Origin of the sequence: Alteromonas sp. KUL150 (assembly GCF_009811475.1) — a bacterium.
Taxonomy (GTDB): domain Bacteria; phylum Pseudomonadota; class Gammaproteobacteria; order Enterobacterales; family Alteromonadaceae; genus Alteromonas; species Alteromonas gracilis.
This window is the reverse complement of record NZ_BLIJ01000018.1, coordinates 54,811-79,065: the sequence shown is the minus strand read 5'-3', so window position 1 is coordinate 79,065 and position 24,255 is coordinate 54,811. Positions and strand designations below refer to the sequence as shown.

The window sequence follows — 24,255 nt, the reverse complement described above, 5'->3', positions numbered from 1 at the left end:
CTATGCGGATTGGTATAAAGCGCACTGCGCAAGTTAATCGTCAACTTGCTGTTCGTTAAGCCAGTCGTGCAGTGCTTTCATATCATGCTGAACTGCCATCTGCAGCTCTTCCACCCAATCATGCACGTTCTCCCACCACGTTGGATGGTCGCCCTGCTGTATTTGGTTAGCAATACGCTGCACTCGTGCCAAACCAACAGAGCCAGCAGCCCCCTTAATCTTATGGGCTTGTGAACACACTTCTGATTTTTCGTCTGCACTTAAGCTTAGCTGGAGTATTTCCATGTACTCAGGCATTTTTTCTTGGAATACTTTAACGCTGGCGCGCACCATTTCGTCCCCTATGGTATCAACCAACATCTGCAATAAGTCCATATCTAAAATGTTACTTAATGTTTTGTTTGGTTCAGGACGTTCTACTTCCCCATCAACTTCTAGAGGCGCAGGAGGTGCATGAAATAACTCATTAAAGACTTCAATAACCCGTGACTTTTTGATCGGCTTGGCAATCACATCGTCCATACCGTTCTCAAGATACTCGTCACGTTTTTTGATAACATTAGCCGTGAGCGCGACAATAGGCGTCTGCATAACTAAGTCCTCTTCAATTAACGTACTTGCCACGTCAAACCCTGTCATGTCAGGCAGCTGAATGTCTAACAGTATAAGGTCGTATTGTGTGGCTCGTGCTTTATCTATAGCTTCTTGCCCGGTCATCGCTACATCAACCTTCTGACCAAGCTTTTCTAACAAGGCTTTGGCTACCATTACGTTCAACTCAATATCTTCTACCAACAAGATATTGAGCCCGGTAACTTCTAGCTGGGCCACTTTCATTGGGCTATTAGAAATTTGCACAGGCAACACAATTTCAAACCGAGTCCCTTTGCCTACTTGGCTTGAAACGTGAATTTCACCCTTCATCAAGTCAACCATTTGCTTACAAATCGCCAGGCCAATACCGGTCCCAGTTGCCGACTGATGGTCGGGATGATCAACCTGGTAATACATCGCAAAAATTTTATCTATCTCGCTTTCAGGAATACCTACACCCGTGTCTTCTATAACAAACGTTACATACGCTTTATCGCCATCTGGCTTAGTTGCAGACACCGATAAACTCACATGCCCTTTCTGCGTAAACTTCACTGCGTTGAATAGGATGTTCCACAAAATTTGTCGTAGGCGGGTTCCATCTATTTCGACAAGACGCGGAAGCGGTTCGTTAATCTTGGTTTTAAAATCGAGTTGTTTATCTCCTGCAAGCAGGCGAATAATACTGCTCAGTTCCTCAGTAAAATCCTTCAGTGAAATAGTCTTAAGACTTAGCTCAAGCTTGTCTCTGTCGAGCTTATCCAAGTCAATAATATCGTTGAATATGTTCCCTAATGTTATCGCGCTGGCGTAAATGGTACTCACCCAGCTAAATTGCTCGTCGGTTAACTCTGTATCGCGCAGCATGCGGCTCAAGCCAACAATACCATTGAGTGGCGTACGCAGTTCGTGACTGATGGTAGCGATAAAACGGGTTTTGTCCGTGCTAGCCTTAGCAGCGGCATTTTCAGCTTGTTTGCGCTCGGTCATATCTCGACCAAAGGACAACAAGCCTAGACGATTACCTTCTTTATCGAAGAAAGGCACACGCTTCATTTCAAAGTAACGACGACGCCCATCAGCAAAGCGCAACCACAATTCTTCGGTAATACTGGCGTTGGTTTCTAATACTTCGTGATCACTGGCAACAATTTGGCGGGCAAGCTCTTCTTCATAAACATCTTTCGGCGTTAACCCCAAAAGCTCTTGCTCGGTTTTACCCGTCATAAGTTCAGCAATGCGATTACAGCCAGCAAAACGGCCTTCTTCATTGCGGTAGTAGATGAGATCTGGAGAAGCATCAATAATTGAACGTAGTAATGTTGAAAGACGGCGTGCCTGGGCTTCTTGTTCTGACTTATCTTGAATTTCTCTTTCAAGGTCTTTAAAAAGAGCTTCACGTTCTTCTTGTGCTTGTTTTCGCTGCTCTATCTCATGGTTCAATTGCCTGATATTGCTCTGAAGCTCTCGATTCAGGAACACATCTTCTTCTCGCAAACTTTCTAACTGGCTTACTACTTCTTTTAAATTAGTTCGTGAGTTTTCTAATTGCTTAATTAGCTCACTGAAGAAATACAATACCCATGGCGCTGAAAGCATCGTAAGGACTACGGCGCTAATAAAATCATCAGGCTGGACCTGACTCCCCATACTTACGCGAATTACGTATGAACCGCCAAGCGTGAATACAAGGGAAAGCACAACGAATAGTATGCTGAGCTTTAGTGTGCCAAATCGCTGCACAAATTGAGCAAAGCGAATTGCCCAAGAATCGTTTGGTGAATCTGAATGCATGTACGTCAAATTGAAACTTATTTTGCCTTTATCCTATCAGGCTTTCACCACTTCGGGAATGCGTTATACCAATCCGCATAGATAATTTTCTATCTACATGCACAAGGTCAATGACTATCCTTCAAACGGTAATCTCTCGGAGATTTCATTAATGTATTGCGTGTTCACCCATCCTATTTTTGTAAATGAAACTTTAGCCCACTCCCCCTGCGTTTCTAATATCTTCAGCACTTCGCCTTTTTGCAACGTGTTATCAACCAATGAAAATGACGCGCTTGGCCCTTTGCGCACATTTAACGTGTTTGCGCTTACGCTAGCCACGCGACCTTTTATGTTATGTACAGTATTTTCAGATCTCTCATGGGTTTCTTGACGCAAAGCGATCTCATTGTTTAGGCCATCTTTATATGAGTGCGACTCCTGCTTATATGCACCTAACATCAACAATTTTCGTAATGCTTCCATGGGAAAGGCCGGGCCGGGATCAACCTTTCGAGAAGGCGCAATTTCTTCATGTCCAATCAATGTAGAAATTGGATAGTGAGCACAAAGCAAACGACAAAGGCTTGCTGTTGTGGCAATTTGAATATCCGTATATTTATGCCAATAGCCCATAACGGATTGATTAGGGTGAAGTGCTTCTATCGTTTCGCTCTTTTCGTAACGCCTGCCAAACCAGCTTTCAAAGAGACCGTCGTCTCTCGGCTCTAGCTGACCCGCGTTATCTAGCTCGATGCCTATTGAGTAGCGGTTTAAGTCAGTTCTTCCAGCATAAGCGCTTACACCAGCATGCCATGCTATTTGATTGGTCGGCAGCAATTGCACAATGTCACCGTTTCGGCCAATGACGAAATGGGCGGAAACGCCACTATCTGCACTAGTGAGGACATCGACTGACGATTGCAAACTGCTTCCCGCGGTAAAGTGAATGACAATGGTATCAGGAGCGTTAGACTCAAATGGTCCAGAAGTATTTGGCGACGATTTAAAGCTCACGTTCTCGCCTACCAATCTGTGTTCAGCGAGCCTCAGTGAAGTTTTAGGCAGTGTGGACAGGGGCATTATCTCATCTTCCTTAATAGTTGCGTCTATCGCTACGACAGTGAATTTTTATTCTTCAATTTTTACCGAAACGCTCGCTTGCCGGCCAATTCAGAGTGTAATGTCGAAGTACCTATTATTGCATTAACACCATATCCAACTTTACACCAGGTTATTTTTTAACCAACATAGCAAACCTCTTATGTAACCGGAACTAAAACTTTACAATTTAATAAAAATACAGCCCAACCCATCATTGACAACATAAAATGACAACTAAAAAGCATATTTATTCACGATGATTATACAAACGAAAACTATTATCGTTTAGACGGTGCCATTTAATTGAATTTCTAGGCTTATAACAATTTTGTTACAAACCTAAAATAAATAATGCAAATTATTGAAATTAAACAATTAATTTATATTTATACTAAAAGCTAAGAAGCCGAGCAATTTTAGCGTTTGATTTTAGTTTTCAATGTGGGTATTTTGTACGGCCCGCATCGCAATAATGCATAAAAATGCGGAAACGACTGGTAATCCTCTAATAATAAATAACGACAAGAAAGGCGCGCACTGTAAGCAATAACGCTAGCAGGCTAAAAGACGTCTAATAATGTTGTGATACGCAAACCTAGGCGCATCTACACGCAACGCATACCTTGCCCAGTCAAAAGGTTGAAGGAGTTAAGAGATGAGTTTATATAATCCCAATGATTCCCGGGACAACTGTGGGTTTGGCTTAATCGCTCACACTCATGGGGAAGCCAGTCATGAATTGGTAACAACTGCTATACACGGCCTTGACCGTATGCAGCATCGCGGCGGTATCGCCGCCGACGGGAAAACCGGTGACGGCTGTGGTTTATTACTACAGAAACCGGATGCGTTCTTCCATGCAATCGCCGAAGAAAATGGCTGGAAACTCAGCAAAAAATACGGCGTGGGCATGATTTTCTTAAGTCAGGACCCAGTGCTTGCGCAAGCCGCGCGTGAAGTACTTAATGAAGAACTAGAAAAAGAAACATTATCAGTAGTGGGTTGGCGCGAAGTGCCTGTCGACCGCTCAGTACTGGGTGAATTAGCGCTAACGGGCGTTCCGCAAATCGAACAGGTGTTCGTTAACGCACCTGCAGGCTGGAGAAAACGCGACCTAGAACGTCGTTTGTATATGATCCGCCGCCGAGCAGAAAAGCGTCTTGAACAAGATCCCGATTTTTATGTGGCTTGTCTTTCAGGCCTTGTAACAATCTACAAAGGCTTGGTAATGCCGAAAGACTTGCCTGCCTTTTATCACGATCTTGCCGACGAGCGTATGCAAAGCGCAATCTGCGTATTCCACCAGCGCTTCTCAACAAACACATTACCACGCTGGCCGCTAGCTCAGCCTTTCCGTTTCCTTGCGCATAATGGTGAAATTAACACTATTAAAGGTAACCGCGACTGGGCAATGGCACGTGCTGCTAAATTCTCAACGCCACTTATTCCAGACCTTAAAGATGCAGCACCTTTTGTTAATACTGAAGGTTCAGACTCATCATCGCTGGATAACATGCTGGAGCTATTCTTAGCCGGCGGTATGGATTTATTCCGTGCTATGCGGTTACTTGTTCCACCCGCCTATCAAAACAACAAGACCATGGACGATGATCTTCGTGCATTTTACGAGTTCAACTCTATGCACATGGAACCATGGGACGGCCCAGCGGGTATCGTTTTAACTAACGGTCGCCACGTTGCCTGTAACCTTGATAGAAATGGTCTACGTCCTGCTCGTTACGTTATTACTAAGAACGGTTTCATTACCCTTGCCTCTGAAGTAGGTATTTGGGATTACGAGCAGGCCGACGTTATCGAAAAAGGTCGAGTTGGCCCAGGTGAAATGCTTGCTGTAGATACCTACACGGGCAAAATCTGGCGTTCTACCGAAATTGATGACGACCTCAAGGCTCGCCATCCTTATAAAGAGTGGTTAGATAAACACATTCGCCGACTTACACCTATCGAGGAGCTTGATGCCTCTCTTATTGGTAAGCGTGTATTTAATGATGACGCTATGGCGGTGTATCACAAGCTGCACGCCTATAGCTACGAAGAAATTCAGCAGGTTGTGAAAGTGCTAGCGAAAGACGGTCAAGAAGCCGTTGGCTCAATGGGTGACGACACGCCAATGGCGGTTATGTCATCGCGTCAGCGCACAATCTATGACTATTTCCGTCAACAGTTTGCACAGGTTACTAACCCGCCTATCGATCCGCTACGTGAGAATCACGTAATGTCGCTGGCAACCTGTATTGGACGTGAACAAAACGTATTTAGTGAAACGTCAGGTTACGCTGACCGAGTATTGTTCGACTCGCCAATATTGATGTATACCGACCTTAAACAGCTGCGTGAATTCAACCCAGACAACTACTACTCTGAAGTGGTAGAGCTTCAATATGCACCGCAAGAAGGTTTGAAGAAAGCCATTGAGCGCGTATGTAATGAAGTAGAAATGCTGGTTAAAAACAAACGCGCTGCGTTCGTTATTCTGTCTGACAGAAACATTAAACAAAACCGCTTAGTTATCCCTGCAGCAATGGCAGTGGGTGCCGTTCAGCGCCGTTTGGTAGAAAAGTCACTGCGCTGCGACGCGAACGTTGTTGTTGAAACGGCAAGCGCCCGCGATCCGCATCACTTTGCCGTACTTATCGGCTTGGGTGCAACCGCGGTTTACCCATTCCTTGCATACGAAACTATCGAGCAGCTTTGCGAAAAAGGCGAGCTAGACATTTCTCCTATGCAGGCCACGTTGAACTACCGTAAGGGTATCAATAAAGGCTTGTATAAGATCATGTCTAAGATGGGTATTAGCACTGTAGCTAGCTATCGTAGCTCTAAGCTCTTTGAAGCAGTGGGCGTGAATAACGAAGTGATGAAGCTTTGTTTCAAAGGCGTGACGTCGCGTATTCAAGGTGCAGGCTTCGATGACTTCCATCAAGACCTTATTAACCTCAATCGCATAGCGTGGCTCAAGCGTAAATCAGTAGACCACGGCGGCTTGCTAAAATATGTACATGGCGGCGAATACCACGCCTATAACCCTGACGTAGTTAGCACGCTTCAAAAAGCGGTGGTGTCAGGTAACTACGACGACTATCAGCAATACGCTAAGCTAGTTAACGAGCGTGCACCTGCGCACATTCGCGACTTGCTAGCCATCAACCCTAATTGCGATCCTATTGATATTAGCGAAGTAGAAGCACCGGAAAATCTATTCCCTCGCTTTGATACCGCAGCAATGTCAATTGGTGCATTAAGCCCTGAAGCCCATGAAGCGCTGGCGATTGCCATGAACCGCTTGGGCGGTCAGTCAAACTCGGGGGAAGGTGGTGAACACCCTTCTCGATTTGGTACTGAAAAGAACTCTAAAATTAAGCAGGTTGCATCAGGTCGTTTTGGTGTAACGCCTCATTATTTGGTTAACGCTAACGTTATTCAAATTAAAGTGGCGCAAGGTGCAAAACCCGGTGAAGGTGGTCAGCTTCCTGGCGACAAAGTAAATAAGTACATCGCACAGCTACGTTTCTCTGTGCCGGGTGTAACTCTTATTTCACCGCCTCCACACCACGATATCTATTCAATTGAAGATTTAGCGCAGCTAATTTTCGATTTGAAACAGGTTAATCCAACGGCGCTGATATCAGTTAAGCTAGTATCTGAGCCGGGTGTAGGTACGATCGCAACGGGCGTAGCAAAAGCTTATGCCGACCTTATCACCGTTTCAGGTTACGACGGCGGTACAGGTGCAAGCCCGCTAACATCGGTTAAGTATGCAGGTAGCCCATTTGAATTAGGTTTATCTGAAACTCAGCAAGCACTTATCGAAAATGGACTACGCCACAAGGTTCGCGTTCAAACCGACGGTGGTTTGAAAACCGGTCTTGATGTTGTAAAAGCAGGTATCTTAGGTGCGGAAAGCTTTGGCTTTGGTACAGGCCCAATGGTGGCTTTAGGTTGTAAATACTTGCGTATTTGCCACCTAAACAACTGTGCAACCGGTGTAGCAACGCAGGATCAAAAGCTGCGTGACGACCACTTCATCGGCCTACCAGACATGGTAATGAACTACTTTAAGTTCATTGCTCAGGAAGTACGTGAAATCATGGCGTCGATGGGTATTGCTAAGTTCGACGACCTTGTTGGTCGCACAGAGCTACTTAGGGTGCTAGATGGCATTACTGCTAAACAAAACCGTTTAGATTTGTCTCCATTGCTAGCGCAGCCTAAAGCAGGTGAGCACACGCGTTTATTCTGCTCGCAAACGACTAACGCGCCAATTGATAAAGGCGAGCTGAATGCCCAGATGCTCAAAGACGGTCAGCAAGCTGTGGTTGAGGGCAAGTCGATTACCCTTAAATACCCAATTCGCAACACAGACCGCTCTGTAGGCGCATTGCTGTCGGGTGAAATTGCTAAACATCACGGTAACCACGACTTTGAAGATACACCTATCAAAGTTGAGCTTACTGGCACAGCAGGTCAAAGCTTTGGCGTATGGAACGCTGGCGGCCTGCATATGCACCTTGAAGGCGATGCCAACGATTATGTAGGTAAAGGGATGACCGGCGGTAAGCTGGTTATTCATCCGCCTCGCGACATCTCATACGACGCCCACGACAGCGCCATTATGGGTAACACCTGCCTTTACGGTGCAACCGGCGGTAAGCTGTTTGCTGCTGGCCGTGCCGGTGAGCGCTTTGGCGTTCGTAACTCTGGTGCCATTGCGGTAGTGGAAGGTATTGGGGATAACGGCTGCGAGTACATGACAGGCGGTATTGTGGCTGTTCTTGGTCCGGTTGGTGTTAACTTCGGTGCTGGTATGACAGGTGGTTTTGCCTATCTTATGGATGATGGCGACGATCTTGACAACCGTGTAAATGCCGAACTAGTCGATGTTATGTCAATTGAAGATAAAGCAATTCTTGCTGAGCACTTACGTGGCTTAATTAATCAGCATTACGAAGAAACAGGAAGCGAGCATTCGTTATCGTTGCTTACTGATTTCGCCGCAACGCTGAAACGCTTTAAGCTTATTAAGCCAAAAACCAGTGATGTGAAAAACTTGCTTGGTCACATCAGTCGTTCAAGTGCTGAATTACGCATTCAGGCTCAGTAAGAGGATTTAGTTTATGGCAAAGAACGTATATCAATTTGTCGATGTTGAACGTATCGATCCGCCGAAAAAGCCGATCATGGTACGCAAACATGAGTTCGCGGAAATTTATCAGCCGCTTAGCCAATCTCAAACCGAAGGCCAAGCAGATCGCTGCTTGGACTGCGGTAACCCCTATTGCGAATGGAAGTGTCCCGTGCACAACTACATTCCTCAGTGGTTGAGCTTGGCTAACGAAGGCCGAATTTTAGAAGCCGCAGAGCTTTCGCATAAAACTAACAGCTTGCCAGAGGTCTGTGGTCGCGTTTGCCCACAAGACAGGCTCTGCGAAGGCGCTTGTACGCTGAATGACGATTTTGGTGCGGTCACCATCGGTAGTATTGAAAAGTATATTACTGATACTGCGTTTAAAATGGGTTGGCGCCCAGACATGTCAGACGTGGTATGGACCGACAAAAAAGTGGCTATCGTGGGTGCAGGTCCTGCAGGCCTTGCATGTGCTGATATTCTGGTTCGTAACGGCGTTAAACCTGTCGTTTACGACAAATACGAAGAAATCGGTGGCCTACTTACGTTTGGTATTCCGTCTTTCAAATTAGAGAAAGACGTAATAAAGCTACGCCGCCAAATCTTTACCGAGATGGGTGTTGAGTTCGTACTTAATACCGAAATCGGTAAAGACATCCAGTTCCAAGACTTGCTTGATAAATACGATGCTGTTTTCCTTGGCATGGGTACCTACAAGTCGATGCAAGGCGGCTTTGACAACGAGCACGTTGAAGGTGTTTACGAAGCCCTACCTTTCCTTATCGCTAATACCAATCGCGTAATGGGCCTTGAAAAAGCCCCCTCTGATTTCATTGATATGAAAGGCAAGCGCGTAGTTGTATTAGGTGGTGGTGATACCACCATGGACTGTGTGCGTACGTCAATCCGTCAAGGCGCTGCACAGGTAACCTGCGCTTACCGTCGTGACGAAGAGAGTATGCCCGGATCACGCCGAGAAGTAGTTAACGCTAAGGAAGAAGGTGTAGAGTTTAAATTTAACCTCCAGCCGCTAGACATTGCTGTTGATGAAAACGGTAAAGCTTGTGGCGTTAAGCTCGTTAAGACAGAAATGGGGCCACCAGATGCCAATGGTCGTCGTCGCCCTGTGGAAGTAGAAGGTTCAGAGCACGTACTTGAAGCGGATGCAGTTATCATTGCGTTTGGCTTCCAACCAAGCCCGGCACCATGGTTCGGAGATTTCGGCATCATGCTTGATGAAAAAGGACGCGTACGCGCCCCTTCAGCAGGTAAGTTCGCCTTTCAAACCTCTCATCCCCAGGTGTTTGCTGGTGGCGATATGGTACGTGGTAGTGACCTGGTTGTTACTGCAATTGACGAAGGTCGTAAAGCCGCAGAAGGCATTATGGACTACATCGGCGTTTAAGCAGCACTAAAATAACCGCTAACGAAAAGCTCGATAGTCTGACTATCGAGCTTTTTTGTTTTAGCGTGCCCAGAAAATACGAAAACTGCTGAGAACATACGTTAATAGACCAAGGTTTAGTTGATGTACTGGACCAACGGCTCTAGTATTCTAAATTCAAATAAGAATTAAACTACGCAAAACGCTATTTATGAAGAACTTAGACATTAAAAAACTCGCCCTATGTTTGACAGTGTTCGCTAGCACAAGTGGCTCATCCTACGGCGATACTGTTTCGGTTAACGCTGCTTCAAAGAGCGCTTTTGCGAAGCAACCTACTTTAGTGTCTTGCCCATCGGAATTTCAGCAAGTTAAAATTTCCGAAGAGGCCCGCCAATGCCAAGCATTTGACGAAAGCATGACAGCGGTAATGGTTTACCATTCTCCACGCTCCACACGGGAGATGCTCGGTTTCTATCAAGCCGCACATCCCTTGCTAAAAGCTCACTCCCCCGTTAGCGGGCGCACGTTACTCACGTCTGAAGATAAGGCTATTAGGGTAGTAATAAGCCCCGATAATGCTGGTTCCCAAATCGATATTCTGGTTACGTCAAACAGTAAATAATCCCTCAGTTTAAAAAGCCATGTAAAACTACTCATGTTGGCATCTGGCTTGCAATTTCGATAAGTACAACACGGTGACAATGCTTGGTGTCATTTTTCTGACACTGGTAAAGCTAAAGTGCTCGAGTTAGTTTCAAAAAACTAGCGCACCTTAACCAACCGAATTGTCACGGGCTTTTATTTTTTGATATTTGCGAGGGTTACGATGGAATTGGCAATTATTCTAATGATGTTACTTATTTTAGTTGCGCTAGGTGCCATTAAATTGTCAGATGGCGGGGTCGCGTTTCCATTTAGACGAAAGCCACAATTATTTACTCCTGTGGAGCATACGTTCCTAAATCTAATAGAGCAGGCCGTAGGTAGAGAGTTTAGAATTGTGTGCCGCGTGCGCCTTAACGACCTCATTGCAGTGCGACAGTCAACCAACAAAAAAACGGCTAGCCAAGCGTTAAGCAGAGCATCTAGCCGTCAATTAGATTTTGTTTTAGTAAACAAACAAGATATGAGCCCTGTAATGGCTATCGATTTAGTTCACAGCCAAGGTAAAGAAGGCTACAAAACTCAGAAAGACTGGTTTGTCACAGGAGCGCTCGACGCTGCTGGCCTTCCTCACGCAAGAATTAAAGTAAAGTCTGGCTATACGGTAGATGACATTCGCGAATGTCTGGAAAATAAACTCATTCCATACCGTCGCCTTCAGCAGAAGATGGCTCAATTGCCGACTCATAACCCTGAGCCGACCAAGCGACCAACTCGCCCAATTCGTTCAAGCAGACCCGCGGCGGCTTAATCTAACAAGCCTAACTTCCCCTAGCCTTTGTTACATTGCTATTTTCTTACTCTCAAATAGCAGTAACAAAGGCATTTTTCTGTCAGTTTTAAAGATTTCCTTATACAATTAAACCACTTTAGAGCGTATTCACCCGTTAAATCCCCTCAACATCGTCGGTATAGTTATGAAAAAAATTGGTATTTTAGGTGCAATGGACGAAGAAGTTGCGCTACTTAAAGCGTCACTTTGCGATGTAAAAGAAACGCAATGGAAGCACCTTACATTTTATGAAGGCACACTTAACGACTTAGACGTTGTGTTAGTTAAATGCGGTATTGGTAAAGTTGCTGCAGCCCTTGCCACCACTGTGCTTATTGAGCAGTACGCCCCCGATGCTGTGGTGAATACCGGTTCAGCCGGTGGTTTTGATAAAGCCCTCAACATTGGCGATTTGGTGATTGCTAGCCACGTCATTCACCATGATGCCGACCTGACTCATTTTGGTTATAAGCTAGGTCAATGTGCCGGTATGCCTGAAGATTTTCGTTGTGATACCACACTGATGGAAGCAGCACATAATGCTGCGGCAACAATTACATCGCTTCAATCGACAACTGGCTTAATTTGTACTGGCGATGCATTTATCGGCAGCGATGAAGCCGTGGCAGAACTACGTGAGAAATTTCCTGATATGAAAGCAGTTGAAATGGAAGGCGCCGCTATAGGCCAAACTTGCTACATGCTTGACACGCCATTTCTTGTGATTCGTTCGCTGTCGGACATTGCTGGAAAAACATCATCGGTTAGCTTCAAAGAATATTTAGACACTGCTGCCAAAAATTCAGCACAGCTTGTAATGGCGATGATAAAAGCCCTCGCAAAATAAGATGACAGACATTATTAGCGACCCTAGATATCAGTCGCTATTAGTACTTTGGTTAGCTGTCGCCGTAGACGCAATATGGCGCTGGCCCCAAAGTACTCATCCACTAACACTAATGCGCTACCTTGTACAACAGATGGGGCGCAAAGTCGTACCATCTCGCGACTATGGCCCTAGCCAGCATTATATTTCAGGCACTCTCGCTGCACTTGTCCTGCTTGCTCCATTGGTAACTTGTATTGCCATTTTAGTCTATATGGCCCAATACCCTATTTTCTTCGAGGCCATCATTCTTATTGCGCTACTCGATTTTGGCTACCAGCGCCAACAATACAAACGAGTGTTGGCAAGTGTGGGAAGAAATAAAAAGTCTCTCGCAAGAGAGATGGTGCAAACAATGACCGCGAGGCAATGTGGCTCTTTGTCTGATATTGGCATTGCTAAAGCCGCAATTGAGTCGCTGTGGCTGAAATTTCTTTATCTTTACTGCGGTGTCATATTTTATTATGTAGTAACTGGCCCAGTTGGTGCACTTATCTATCGTTTACTGTTACTTACGTCTTGGCAATGGCATTATCGCACGCCAAGCATGGTTTATTTTGCCCGACCGGTGCGAAAACTCGTTTATTTACTTACCTTTCCACCAGCCTTGTTTGGTGGATTAGTAACTCTTCTCGTTAGTCATCCAATCAAGGGGATGAGTGCAATAAAACGTTCACCAGTAAAAGATAAAACTTCGTTACTTCTTGCATTGATGGGCGGCGTTCTCAATATAAAGCTTGGCGGGCCGGCAATTTACGCAAATAGGAAGTTTCGTTATACCCGAGTTGGGGGCGACGGCGATGTGAAATACTCAAACATGATTGCTGCCAAATCTACAATTACGTATGCGATGCTAGCAACAACGGCCGTGGCTTCTCTTGCGATTTTGGCCTTGGCCCTAACCTAGCTTTTAATTAATGGTGAAAGTAGTCGACGGCCGTGCAGCGACCACTGCTACCTATCCGCAGTGATGAAATAAATCGAGTATTTCATGGGCTTCAACAAACGATGAAAAATGTAGTGATGCGTCAGAAAAGCAGCAACCTAGTGCAAAGTAAAATGCTAAATGTATTTCGCTATGCATTTAGTTTACGCGTTATATATCTATGTTTCTCGGCTGCATTCATAAGCATGCTGTCACATGCTGCTAGCACAAGCAGCACGGCGCATAATGAAATAAAGTTAAAAGATGACGCTTCATTGAAGATTGTTAGCCTTGCTCCCCACCTAACTGAATGGGCTTTCAGTTTAGGGCTAGGCAAAAACCTTGTGGGCGTAAGCGACTACAGTGACTTTCCAGAGGAAGCCAAAGCTATTCTTCGCGTAGCCGACTATCAAGGTGCAGATATCGCCACTATAATAGCCCTTGAACCCGATCTAATCCTCGCTTGGGATGGGGGAAATAAGCCTCAGGATATTCACAAACTCTCCTCTTTAGGGCTTGAGGTTTTTAGCAGTAACGTTGAAAATTTGGAAGACATTCCCAGAGAAATAAACAGACTCGCCGAACTGACTGGTACAGAAAAACGTGCCAACGCACTAACAGGTAAATTTATTAACGAACTCAACGCCCTAAAAGAGAAATACGCAAAGGCCGCCAATAAACCCATATTCTATTATTCATGGACGGTGCCGCTTATGTCTATTGGGCCGGGAGCATGGCCGAATAAACTGCTTAATGTATGCGGAGCCCAAACCTTGTTCCACGACAGCCCCGTCGACTATCCACAGGTAAGCGTAAAAGATGTTTTAATGAGGCAACCTCACGTATTAGTGGCGGCGTCAAAGAGCACACGCACAGACCTTGAAGTTTTTTGGGCCAAGCACCGTGACTTCTTAGACGCACCGTTGCTCGTTGTAGATCCTGACGTTACCAGTCGCTTTTCTTTGCGTTTAATAAATGAACTAAAATTGCTGTGTGAAGGTATAAACTAAATTGCATAAGCGTTATACTTAAGTCTAATTTCGAAGTGAGAGTAAGAGTTTTTCTAGCATGCGAATAGTTGTTGTGTTTTTTCTTTTTATTGTCGGTGTTGCACTCTTTGCAACGCTTCAATGTACTGCAAAAGCGACCTCACAAGCATCTGTCGCTGCCTCGCCTTACCTCATTAAACGCGTTGCGAATAAAGACTGGCTGCTTATCGACGTGCGTTCTCCACAAGAATTTGCAGATGGCCATATACCAGGGGCAGTAAATATGCCTCACGAAAATATTAACGACTACCTTAGCGAATTAGAAAATCACAAGAATAAGCCTATCATCATTTATTGTCGCTCTGGCAGAAGAGCCAAACTCGCAATGAAAGTATTAGAAGACCTCGACTTTTCTGAAGTCATGCATTTGGAAGGCGACATGTTAGGTTGGAGTGCAGCAGGAATGACGGTCGATAGAATGTAACTTTATTGGCCCTTGCGTACACGGTTATTTTTGCTTACTAACGCTTGTTAGTGTTGCTCAACACCCTCTAATCAAGCACACATTACCTAAGACGCTGTGCGCTGTGTGTTGATAACAGCGTGTGATACACTCTCGTTATTCTTCGATTGTATAACCCTCTTATGAAAATAGATATCTCTACCCCAGCCATGTTGTTTCCAGCAATTTCATTGCTACTTTTGGCCTATACAAATCGTTTTTTGACGCTCGCCACGATAATCAGAAACTTCTCGAAAGAAGAACGAGACGATAATACGCAAGCTCAAATCAAAAACCTGCGTTTACGCATTCAACTCATCAAACGCATGCAAATAGCTGGTGTCGGGAGTTTTTTTCTGTGCGTCGTTTCGATGCTCGCCATTTATCTTACTTACCAGCAGGTGGGCAATTGGGTCTTCGCAGCAAGCCTAGTTTCATTGCTTTATTCACTGTGGATGTCCGTGAGAGAAATACTTATATCCGTAGAGGCTCTGGATGTTCACCTAGACGGGATAAAGCATACTCCAAGTAAAGAGAAGTCATGAAGTCAGCCCCTATGCATCAAAACGTTTTGGCGCAATGTGATATAACCTACGCGCCACTCTCGCCTATCCACTTTGCAGGTGTAATTTCACTGGGTAATAAGGTGCATGGCGACAATTATCTTACCAATGACTTGCTAGCCGATTATTACGCAAAAAGCTTTGTAGGCGATATCAACGCTAGTTGGGTGGCGCTGAATCAAAATAACGTGGTTGGTTTTCGTTTAACCTTTGCTCACAACCAATGGCAAAGCGACGAATGGTGCACGCCTTCCTTGTGGCCTGCGACAGCTGAAAATGTTTGCTACTTTAAGTGCAACACCGTTGATCCAGACATGCAAGGTAAAGGAATTGGGAGCGAATTACTGCATAAGTCTATTGAGTGTGCAAAGGCACAAGGCGCAGATGCGGGACTAGCACACATTTGGCTGGCCAGCCCTGGCAATAGCGCTTTTAAGTATTTCACCAAAAATGGCGGGCAGCTTATAAAAAAACACCCCAATAAATGGCGCTATGCTTCTATTCATGAAGGCTACGACTGCCCTATATGCACGGAATATTGCGAATGTGAAGGCGCAGAAATGCTTCTTGAATTTTAAGCTTTATCGAGTATTTACTACTTTTTGTTTCTTATGCCTTACGACCCTTTAGTTTCCCACGGCGTTTCACCATCTCAGCCCCTAGCCGAAAGCTACTGGCATGCCACTCACAAACCTGAAACGCTGCCACCGTTAAGTAAAAATATAAGTTCAGATTACCTTGTTATTGGAGGGGGATATACTGGGCTGTCGGCTGCAATGACGCTTGCTGAAGCTAGTCAACAGGTAGCACTGCTCGACGCAAATTCATTGGGTTTTGGCTGCGCAGGTCGCAATGGTGGTTTCATTCTTTCTGGAAGCGGTCGCCTAGCATTAAGTGCCATAGAAAATAGATGGGGATATGCGGTTGCTAAAGGTATGCAGGCTGAATTTGATGGCGCGGTAAATCTACTCAATCAACGTATTGTAGACTTTGATATGCACGTAGACCTAGTCAAAGGACCCTATTTGAAACTTGCTCACAGCCCAAAACAAGCCAACCTACTGTGCGATAGCGCAAAGCACCATGAATCTCAGTTCAACGTAGCAAGTACCCTACTTAGTCAAGAGGATCTCACTTCTCGCTTCGGCATTCAGGGGACTTACGGGGGAGTTGAAGTAAATGGAGCGTGTTTACATCCGTTAAAATTGGTAAGCGAGTATGCACGAGTAGCAAAAGCACTTGGCGCTTCGCTTTACTATGACTCTCCTGCTATCCGTATCGAGAAGCATAAGACAAGATATGTAGTTACAACCCCGAACGGCTCTGTATCAGCCAAACACATACTAATTGCCACTAACGCTTATACCCCTAAGCGCTTTCACGACGCCATAGATAATAAGCAGTTCCCTGTTCAGTCGAGCATTTTTGTCACAGCTCCATTGAATGATGAACAGCGTGCGCAATCTGGGCTAACTGTGCCAATGAGTTTTATGGATACACGAATGATGAAATACTATTATCGTGTATTACCCGACGGACGCCTACTATTCGGTGGTCGTGGCGCGGTAACTGGAAAAGGTGGCGACAACTCCTCAGAAAAGCAGCGTCTCTATAACGCCATGGTAAAAAGTTTTCCAGCGCTAAGTAGCATTGCCATGAACTATTTCTGGAGTGGCTGGGTGAGTGTGTCATTAGACAGTATGCCCCGAATTTTCGTCTACAATGACGCTAGCAACAATAATACACACCGCTCTGGCTCTACTATCGGTTATGCCATGGGATACTGCGGTTCGGGGGTTTCTTTTGCCGCATTTGCTGGGCAAAGACTCGCTCAACGTATGCTAGGTACCTGTGACGTCGATTTATCCCTTCCCCTTTATTGTTCGCCACTTAAAACCTATCCTTTTGCGAAAGCGAGAAGGCTCGCGCTGCATGGTCTTTATCAATGGGCGAAATTCGCAGAACGCTAACAATGTTTATATTGCATGCTGACTATAATTTAGGCTACTTTAGTCACTTCTTCTTTGACGGAGTCACCTCATGTCATATATTGATGCCTTTGCTGTAGCCGTTCCCACCGAAAATAAAGCGCTATACATTGAGCACGCCAAACTCGCTGGTGATATTTTTAAAGAATATGGCGCCACAAAAATACTCGAAGCTTGGGGTGACGATGTCCCCGATGGCGAGGTGACGTCTTTTCCCCTAGCTGTAAAAGCTAAAGAAAATGAAACCGTTGTGTTTTCAATTGCGTTTTGGCCATCAAAAGAAGTGCGTGATACCGCATGGCAGAAGGTGATGCAAGACCCTAGAATGAACAATAGCGAAAACCCCATGCCGTTTGACGGTAAGCGCCTTATCTATGGGGGCTTCGCTCCTATACTAGAGTTATAGAACTGAAACTACAGCTTTTATACCTGCGTTAACACGCCACGATTACGCTAATTTTAACTCTCGCTGAGTAGGTAATTACCTTTGCGGACTGGTATTAGTTATTTCATGTCGTCTATTTTCGCCAGCGCCGCCGGCAAGTCTGCCGTTAGCTTTTTATACCTGCGATATACGACGAACACGACCACACTGTTAATGAGTAGTTGTGTACCCCATAAGGTATACGTATCGAACATGAGCACATTAAAAATAGCTAACACTAGCAATCCACACCACAATGCTACGCATCCATAAAGACTCACTTTCCAGTAATGTAACTGCTGTTGTAGCTGGATTTGTTTAAATGACAGCATCGACTGCACGTCTAGTGTTTGCGCTCTCCACTGCTTTTGTCTTACCCAATATCCCCATATTCCAAACGCAACAGGGATAGGCGTAAGTACCGAAAACAGAAAAAATTGGTAGGCAGTTAAGGGCTCAAACAGCACTAACGTTAAGCACCACACAGAAACCGCAAGCCCAAGGGCGAAATCAAAGGCACCTTTTAGTTTAAGTTTAAATCTCGCGCTTTTGGTGTCTTTAATCAGTGAATCAGTATCCACTGAAGGCGTTGCCTCTTTATATGCACTTTGCCACTGTTCAAGCTGTTTATCTAATTCGCTCATACTGGAAGTGTTTTTACTCACATTTGATCCTTCTTCGCTCATGGCTTTTTACCCTCGCTCATGGCTGTTTTATGTTCGCTCATGGCTTTTCTGTGTCCGCTCATGGCTGCTGTCCCATAATCTGTGTTAACTGTTGGCGGGCGCGACTTACTCGTTTAGCGACTGCACTCTCTTTGATACCTAACATACTGGCAATTTCCAGCTGACTGAAACCTTCCAAAAGCAAGGCAAGTACCTGTCTGTGCTTTATTTCGAGCTGACGTAAGCCAGTCATGAGATCCATCGCATTCTCTTGTAACGTTGCATCTCGAGATGAACTAGCGCTGGTAGTGTGAGAAGAATCAAATTCTCCCTCGTGAGTGAACTCTTGACGCCGCTGCTCTTTAATCACGTGGTCAACCGCCTTGTTGTGCGCTACTTTGGCCACAAATGTTTTCACACTTGCCTCTCCGCGAAAGCCACTCCCCCCCTCTTTTGGAGCTCCTTCGAAAGCACGCCAAACCGCCAGCGATATTTCTTGTATCAGTTCATCTTGAAGGGATTTATTGGCCTCAAACGTTGCCGCAATACGCGCCATGAGTGGCGCGTATTCACAAAGCAGTTTTTCAATTTGCATGGTTTCTTTCACTGCAATTCCATTTTTATTATTTTTAATTCCACGCCGTAAATGAGCTGTCGAGTTTCGTTCAGTGATCGATTATCGGAACAAACGCTGAAAAGCAACAAAGCATGCACATGAAACAATAGGACCTAACACTAACCCCGATAATGCAAAGGTATAAGGCGCTAGTGCAACACTCAAGAACATCATCACACCTACTACTAACATGGGTTTATAAGCGCCTATTACCGCAGCGATACTATTTTTAAAAGACGCTGAGATTGAATGATGCTTTAAAATTAGCAACAAAGGTACAAATAGAAGCAGTAGATTTATTGGTGTCGCCGAGCCCATCATTAGCCCAACTTTCCAAGCAGGTACATCTACTATATTACCGCTTGCTAAAGCCGCCATTGACTCAGCCCCTATTAACATATCGCCAATTTGAAATTGAATCCACGCTATTGCGGGCCCGGTTAAGCTCCATAATGCAATATTCGCCCATGAACGCAATGTCCCACCTGACAGGCTTACCCTGCCTTTTACTGCTAAATTAGCGATCGCCAACCACATGAAGGTAGCTAAAATCGGGCTTATCCACTTAGATACTCCTAACCCGACAGGCCCCAAGAGTCCCTGAAGAAGCCCAGCCATAAGCAGCATTAAAAATGAAAGGCCTAATAGCTTGATTGGTGCTTTCTTAAAAAGCTGCCAGCCTTCTTTAAGCCATATTAATGCTTCTTTTGCAGGAAGACTCTTATTAGCGTGTTGGTATGCTGTATGAGCTGAAGTTAAGGTTGTCATTGTTCTATCCTTTTGCATTGCCTAAGTATTTTTTATTTAAATATCGCTGGTGTTTCACCCCAGGCTGCAACGCGTAAACTGCTCATCGTACAGTTGGGATTATTGTTTAACTTTTCCCCTATAGACGATGGCAATGGCAAAAACCTGACAAACTTTTTTTAAAAAAGTAAAAAAATCTTAAAAAAACATGTAGCGCCAATTATTTACAAGAGCAAAAGCCAAACATGCTCGTTTCCAATTTTGGCTAGTACGTCAATGTTGCACTAGCAACAAATCGTATTTTTAAAGAAAAAATCGCCAACCATGTTTCAAAATTGATATTTCAAGCAAAAAAAAGCCCGCTCAAATGAGCGGGCTTTCAAAACATTTCAGAAAAACACTAGGCAAGTGTGATGCGCGCGAACTTGCGTTTACCCACTTGGTACACGTTTTCACCTTTTTCAGTGATAACTAAACGGGTATCTTCCACTTTGTCACCGTTAATTTTGACTGCACCTTGCTTAATCATACGCATAGCGTCTGACGTTGACCCAACAAGCTTCGCTTCTTTTAGCAAATTACCAATTGCAATGCCTTCGTCGCTTAGCGCTATTTCAAGCTCTGGCATGTCGTCAGGAATGGCATTTTTTTGGAAGCGTTGAATGAAATCTTGATGCGCGCCTTCAGCTGCGGCATCGTCATGGAAGCGTGCGATAATTTCTTTCGCCAACATGATTTTAATATCACGAGGGTTTTCACCGTTAGCAACACGAGATTTAAGCTCAGCTATCTCTTCTAGTGGGCGGAAGCTGATAAGATCATAGTAACGCCACATCAAATCATCGGAAATAGACATCACTTTACCAAACATATCGTTTGGCGCGTCTGTGATACCGATGTAATTGTTCAAAGATTTAGACATCTTCTGAACGCCATCTAGGCCTTCAAGTAGCGGTACCATCACAATAGATTGCTGCTTTTGACCTTGCTCTTTTTGAAGTTCACGACCCATAAGTAGATTAAAGCGCTGATCAGTACCGCCTAATTCAACATCTGATTCAAGCGCTACAGAGTCCCAACCTTGCACCAACGGATATAGAAATTCGTGGATAGCGATAGGTTGACCATTGTTATAACGCTTTTTAAAGTCGTCGCGTTCTAGCATACGCGCAACCGTTTGGCTTGCAGCGAGTTTGATCATGCCTGCTGCGCCCAGTTTATCCATCCATTCTGAGTTAAAACGTATTTCCGTCTTATCTTCATCAAGGATCTTGAACACCTGTTCTTGATACGTTTTCGCGTTTTCTAATACCTGTTCTTTGCTTAAGGGCTTGCGTGTTACATTTTTACCTGTAGGATCGCCAATGAGGCCAGTAAAATCGCCAATAAGAAAAACAACCTTGTGGCCTAGTTGCTGAAATGTACGCAGCTTATTGATCAATACAGTGTGACCAAGATGCAGATCGGGCGCAGTTGGATCAAAACCCGCTTTAATGGTTAGGGTTTTGCCGGATTTTAGTTTTTCAATTAAATCCTCTTCGGGAAGTATTTCATCTACGCCCCGTTTAATCTCAGCTAGCGCTGTTTGCCAATCTTTCATTTGTAAGTCACACTCTTAAATAAACTGTACATTCAATAATGGCGGGCATTTTACGCGTACAACGGAACCATTAAAAGGTTTGCGCGTCAAAAAACGGATTACAAACAGTCATGTTGTTAAACCCAACAGTTTTGAACGTGAAATCTGTGTACTGAATTGTCTTATGTCGAACGTAGAGGGATGACTAAAGCCTTCACATTCGCAAATATTCAGCGCACGCTTGAGATGACCACGGTGTTAAGAGCTATTGGGTGTAACAATTTGCGCTAACAAAAATAATGAGAAAAGTTGCATTTTTAAGCAACGTATGTGAAATAGAGTTGTGCACATAACATTTCTCAGGTGGGCAGTAGTATGAGAAAGAAATTAGACCCTTCAAAAGCGGTCAATTTATATAAAAATTTACCTAAGCAGCACAGAACAGGTATCGCTATCGCGAGTCTGTTTCTTGGCGGGCTTATCCTTTTGCCGTCGGAGCCAGTTGAAGCTAGCCGCCATCAAGAGGCACATATTTTAGACGCGGGCGTGCGCTATCCGGTAGATCTGCATATTACGCCGTCTACTGATGTGTTTTCTGGTGAAGAAGAGTCTACGTGGCAAACCTATAAAGTTCGCAGTGGCGACACATTAGCAAAGCTTTTTAAACGAGCAGGTTTTACTGCCCGCGACGTTTATAATGTGACACAAGCTGGCGAGCTAGCAAAAACACTTGTTACTTTGCTGCCTGGCGATGAACTCTCGTTTAAAGCAAATAAAGACGGTAGTTTTGGAGAATTGAAGTACAAACTGTCTTCAACGGAAACCCTGTTTGTTCGTCCTAGTACGTCTGGCGATGATAACGGGCTTACTGCCCAGCTTGAGAAACGTGATGTCGACATTCGCTATAACTTCGCGCAAGGTGAAATTCACTCTAGCTTTTGGAATGCCGCGAGCGACGCTGGCTTAACCAGTAATCAAATTATGAATTTGGCTGGAATTTTCGGCTGGGATATCGACTTTGCAATGGAGATTCGCTCTGGTGATACCTTCAATGTCGTGTTCGAAGAACAATATATTGATGGTGAGTTTGTTGGCTATGGCGATATTGTGGCTGCTGAATTTACCAACCAAGGTGAACATTTTAGCGCGATCCTTCATGAAGACGGTACCTACTATACGCCTGAAGGCCGCAGTATGCGTAAGAGCTTCTTGCGTGCGCCCGTTAACTTTAGATACGTAAGTTCGAATTTCACAAAAGCGCGTTTTCACCCTGTACAAAAGCGCTGGAAAGCACATCGCGGTACTGACTATGTTGCTGCGGTTGGCACACCAATCATGGCCGCTGGCGATGGAAAAGTGATCAAAGCGGGCTATGATAAATACAACGGCCACCATGTTTTTATTCAACACGGTGAAAAATATACCACCAAATACCTTCACTTTAAGAAACGTGCAGTGAAGGTTGGAGATACCGTTAAACAAGGTCAAACTGTCGGTTATCTTGGTAGCTCAGGTATGGTGACTGGCGCGCATCTACATTATGAATTCTTGGTAGATGGTGTACATAGAAACCCACGAACAGTAGAGCTACCAAAAGCGCTACCGATTGCAAAGGAAGAGCGAGAAAGGTTTATGGAAATAGCAGAACTTCGTCAACAGCAGCTTAACAACAACAAACGTATTATGCTTGCGATGAAATAGCAGCGCTATGGCAAAATATATTGGCCTTATGTCTGGCACTAGCATGGACGGCGTCGACGCCGTCCTGTGTGATATTACACAAACCTCGTGTACTACCCTCGCCGCACATTCAACACCCTATTCAAACGAGTTACTTTCAGCGCTTAACGCGCTTTGCACAGAAGGCCCTGACGAACTGAATAGTCTGGCAATTGCAGACAGACTAGTTGCTGAAACCTTTGCCCGGGTTACCTTAGAATTACTTGAACGAAACGGCCTTACTGCATCAGATATAACGGCCATTGGCTCCCACGGCCAAACAGTACGCCACCACCCAAATGCAGACGTGCTATCGGCACACTTTGCCAAATCCTCAGTTCGAGGTTTTACTTGCCAGATAGGCGACCCCAATACTATTGCCACGTTAACCGGCATTGATGTTATCGCCGATTTTAGGCGTAAGGATATTGCGCTTGGAGGACAGGGCGCTCCCCTTGTTCCCGCCTTTCACAATGCAATTTTTGCTAGTAGTAAAACATATCGCGCCCTTGTGAACATAGGTGGTATTGCTAACGTTTCACTGCTTTCCCCTCAACATGAAGGCCTCGCACCCAGAGGGTTTGATATCGGACCGGGAAATAGGTTAATGGACCAGTGGATAAGCCTTCATTTGAATGAGAGTTTTGATAGAGACGGTGCCTGGGCAGCATCGGGCACCCCTCACTCGGGCCTGCTTCAGCAGCTTCTACTGGACGACTATTTCCAGCTACCTGCGCCGAAAAGTACAGGTAGAGAATATTTCAATATCGACTGGTTAAGTAACACGCTCGCAGATTACTTTCCTTCTAGTACGGCGTTAGATGGTGAAGAGGCGAGTAACAATTTAGCGCCAAAGGATGTTCAGGCTACTTTACTGGCTTTGACCGGCGAAACTATTGCTCGAGATATCAAGACGTACTTACCACGAGTAAATAAATGTAGTGAAGCAAGCGAAGTTATTATTTGCGGAGGGGGCGCATTTAACAAAGCGCTCTTGGCCTATCTTGTGGACGCCTTAGATAACTACAAGGTTTCTGATAGCTTTACTCTTGGCATGCACCCTCAACACGTTGAGGGTGCCGCATTTGCGTGGTTTGCACATGCCTATGTCAATGACATACCCGGCAATGTACCTGAGGTGACAGGGGCATCTAAAGCCACTGTGCTCGGAGCGCTTTTTAAAAAAGCATGAAAAGGGCGCTGTAGCATCGCC

The 24,255-nt window shown here is 45.0% G+C and carries 20 protein-coding genes; 14 read left to right on the top strand and 6 right to left on the bottom strand.

The features are described from left to right. Window positions 1-33 precede the first annotated feature (33 nt). Together arcB and GVO62_RS03765 are read right to left on the bottom strand one after the other, a co-directional pair. Window positions 34-2,388 carry an aerobic respiration two-component sensor histidine kinase ArcB gene (gene arcB, locus GVO62_RS03770; RefSeq protein WP_105929492.1) on the bottom strand — a complete coding sequence of 785 codons (2,355 nt, stop codon included), beginning with the start codon at window positions 2,386-2,388 and terminating at the stop codon, window positions 34-36. Window positions 2,389-2,502: 114 nt separating this feature from the next. Beyond that, on the bottom strand, window positions 2,503-3,450 hold the full coding sequence (locus GVO62_RS03765) for an N-acetylmuramoyl-L-alanine amidase (RefSeq protein WP_159117798.1): 948 nt from the start codon (window positions 3,448-3,450) through the stop codon (window positions 2,503-2,505). Between the two features lie 676 nt (window positions 3,451-4,126). Here GVO62_RS03765 and gltB point away from each other — a divergent pair. The 12 genes from gltB (at window position 4,127) to GVO62_RS03705 (ending at window position 17,698) form a co-directional block, all read left to right on the top strand. Continuing rightward, a complete protein-coding gene (gltB, locus tag GVO62_RS03760) occupies window positions 4,127-8,593 on the top strand; it encodes a glutamate synthase large subunit (RefSeq protein ID WP_159117797.1) in 4,467 nt (1,488 codons plus the stop codon). 13 nt (window positions 8,594-8,606) lie between these two features. Continuing rightward, entirely contained in the window at window positions 8,607-10,022 is a 1,416-nt protein-coding gene (locus GVO62_RS03755) for an FAD-dependent oxidoreductase (protein WP_120961916.1), read from the top strand. A gap of 190 nt (window positions 10,023-10,212) precedes the next feature. Then, window positions 10,213-10,626, top strand: a complete 414-nt coding sequence (locus GVO62_RS03750) for a hypothetical protein (RefSeq protein WP_159117796.1) — start codon at window positions 10,213-10,215, stop codon at window positions 10,624-10,626. A gap of 204 nt (window positions 10,627-10,830) precedes the next feature. Further along, on the top strand, window positions 10,831-11,418 hold the full coding sequence (locus GVO62_RS03745; protein WP_159117795.1) for a DUF2726 domain-containing protein: 588 nt from the start codon (window positions 10,831-10,833) through the stop codon (window positions 11,416-11,418). Window positions 11,419-11,584: 166 nt separating this feature from the next. Then, complete coding sequence (locus GVO62_RS03740) at window positions 11,585-12,286, top strand: 5'-methylthioadenosine/adenosylhomocysteine nucleosidase (protein WP_105929486.1); 702 nt, start codon at window positions 11,585-11,587, stop codon at window positions 12,284-12,286. Window position 12,287: 1 nt separating this feature from the next. Beyond that, the gene (locus tag GVO62_RS03735) at window positions 12,288-13,232 is read left to right on the top strand and encodes a cobalamin biosynthesis protein CobD/CbiB (protein ID WP_159117794.1); all 945 of its coding nucleotides are present in this window, start codon (window positions 12,288-12,290) and stop codon (window positions 13,230-13,232) included. A gap of 32 nt (window positions 13,233-13,264) precedes the next feature. Beyond that, a complete protein-coding gene (locus GVO62_RS03730; RefSeq protein ID WP_236547054.1) occupies window positions 13,265-14,260 on the top strand; it encodes a cobalamin-binding protein in 996 nt (331 codons plus the stop codon). A 58-nt stretch (window positions 14,261-14,318) separates the two neighbouring features. Then, window positions 14,319-14,723: a rhodanese-like domain-containing protein gene (locus tag GVO62_RS03725; RefSeq protein ID WP_159117793.1), complete on the top strand. Its 405-nt coding sequence runs from the start codon at window positions 14,319-14,321 to the stop codon at window positions 14,721-14,723. Between the two features lie 161 nt (window positions 14,724-14,884). After that, the gene (locus GVO62_RS03720; RefSeq protein WP_159117792.1) at window positions 14,885-15,286 is read left to right on the top strand and encodes a DUF2721 domain-containing protein; all 402 of its coding nucleotides are present in this window, start codon (window positions 14,885-14,887) and stop codon (window positions 15,284-15,286) included. Beyond that, complete coding sequence (locus GVO62_RS03715; RefSeq protein ID WP_236547053.1) at window positions 15,283-15,882, top strand: GNAT family N-acetyltransferase; 600 nt, start codon at window positions 15,283-15,285, stop codon at window positions 15,880-15,882. Before GVO62_RS03720 ends, GVO62_RS03715 begins: the two co-directional genes overlap by 4 nt. Window positions 15,883-15,915: 33 nt before the next feature. Continuing rightward, window positions 15,916-17,274, top strand: coding sequence for an NAD(P)/FAD-dependent oxidoreductase (locus tag GVO62_RS03710; RefSeq protein WP_159117791.1), 1,359 nt, complete (start codon window positions 15,916-15,918; stop codon window positions 17,272-17,274). Between the two features lie 70 nt (window positions 17,275-17,344). Beyond that, on the top strand, window positions 17,345-17,698 hold the full coding sequence (locus GVO62_RS03705; RefSeq protein ID WP_159117790.1) for a DUF1428 domain-containing protein: 354 nt from the start codon (window positions 17,345-17,347) through the stop codon (window positions 17,696-17,698). Window positions 17,699-17,796: 98 nt separating this feature from the next. Here the strand turns inward: GVO62_RS03705 and GVO62_RS03700 are convergent, their stop codons facing one another. From GVO62_RS03700 to tyrS, 4 genes are all read right to left on the bottom strand, one after another. Next, window positions 17,797-18,381: a hypothetical protein gene (locus tag GVO62_RS03700; RefSeq protein WP_236547052.1), complete on the bottom strand. Its 585-nt coding sequence runs from the start codon at window positions 18,379-18,381 to the stop codon at window positions 17,797-17,799. A gap of 79 nt (window positions 18,382-18,460) precedes the next feature. Beyond that, a complete protein-coding gene (locus GVO62_RS03695) occupies window positions 18,461-18,988 on the bottom strand; it encodes an RNA polymerase sigma factor (RefSeq protein ID WP_159117788.1) in 528 nt (175 codons plus the stop codon). 69 nt (window positions 18,989-19,057) lie between these two features. Continuing rightward, window positions 19,058-19,765, bottom strand: a complete 708-nt coding sequence (locus GVO62_RS03690) for a hypothetical protein (protein WP_159117787.1) — start codon at window positions 19,763-19,765, stop codon at window positions 19,058-19,060. Between the two features lie 379 nt (window positions 19,766-20,144). Further along, window positions 20,145-21,344 carry a tyrosine--tRNA ligase gene (gene tyrS / locus GVO62_RS03685; protein ID WP_159117786.1) on the bottom strand — a complete coding sequence of 400 codons (1,200 nt, stop codon included), beginning with the start codon at window positions 21,342-21,344 and terminating at the stop codon, window positions 20,145-20,147. A 354-nt stretch (window positions 21,345-21,698) separates the two neighbouring features. Here tyrS and GVO62_RS03680 point away from each other — a divergent pair, with 354 nt between their 5' ends. Further along, window positions 21,699-23,024, top strand: a complete 1,326-nt coding sequence (locus tag GVO62_RS03680; RefSeq protein ID WP_120961940.1) for an OapA family protein — start codon at window positions 21,699-21,701, stop codon at window positions 23,022-23,024. A gap of 7 nt (window positions 23,025-23,031) precedes the next feature. Further along, complete coding sequence (locus tag GVO62_RS03675; protein ID WP_159117785.1) at window positions 23,032-24,234, top strand: anhydro-N-acetylmuramic acid kinase; 1,203 nt, start codon at window positions 23,032-23,034, stop codon at window positions 24,232-24,234. Window positions 24,235-24,255 lie beyond the last annotated feature (21 nt).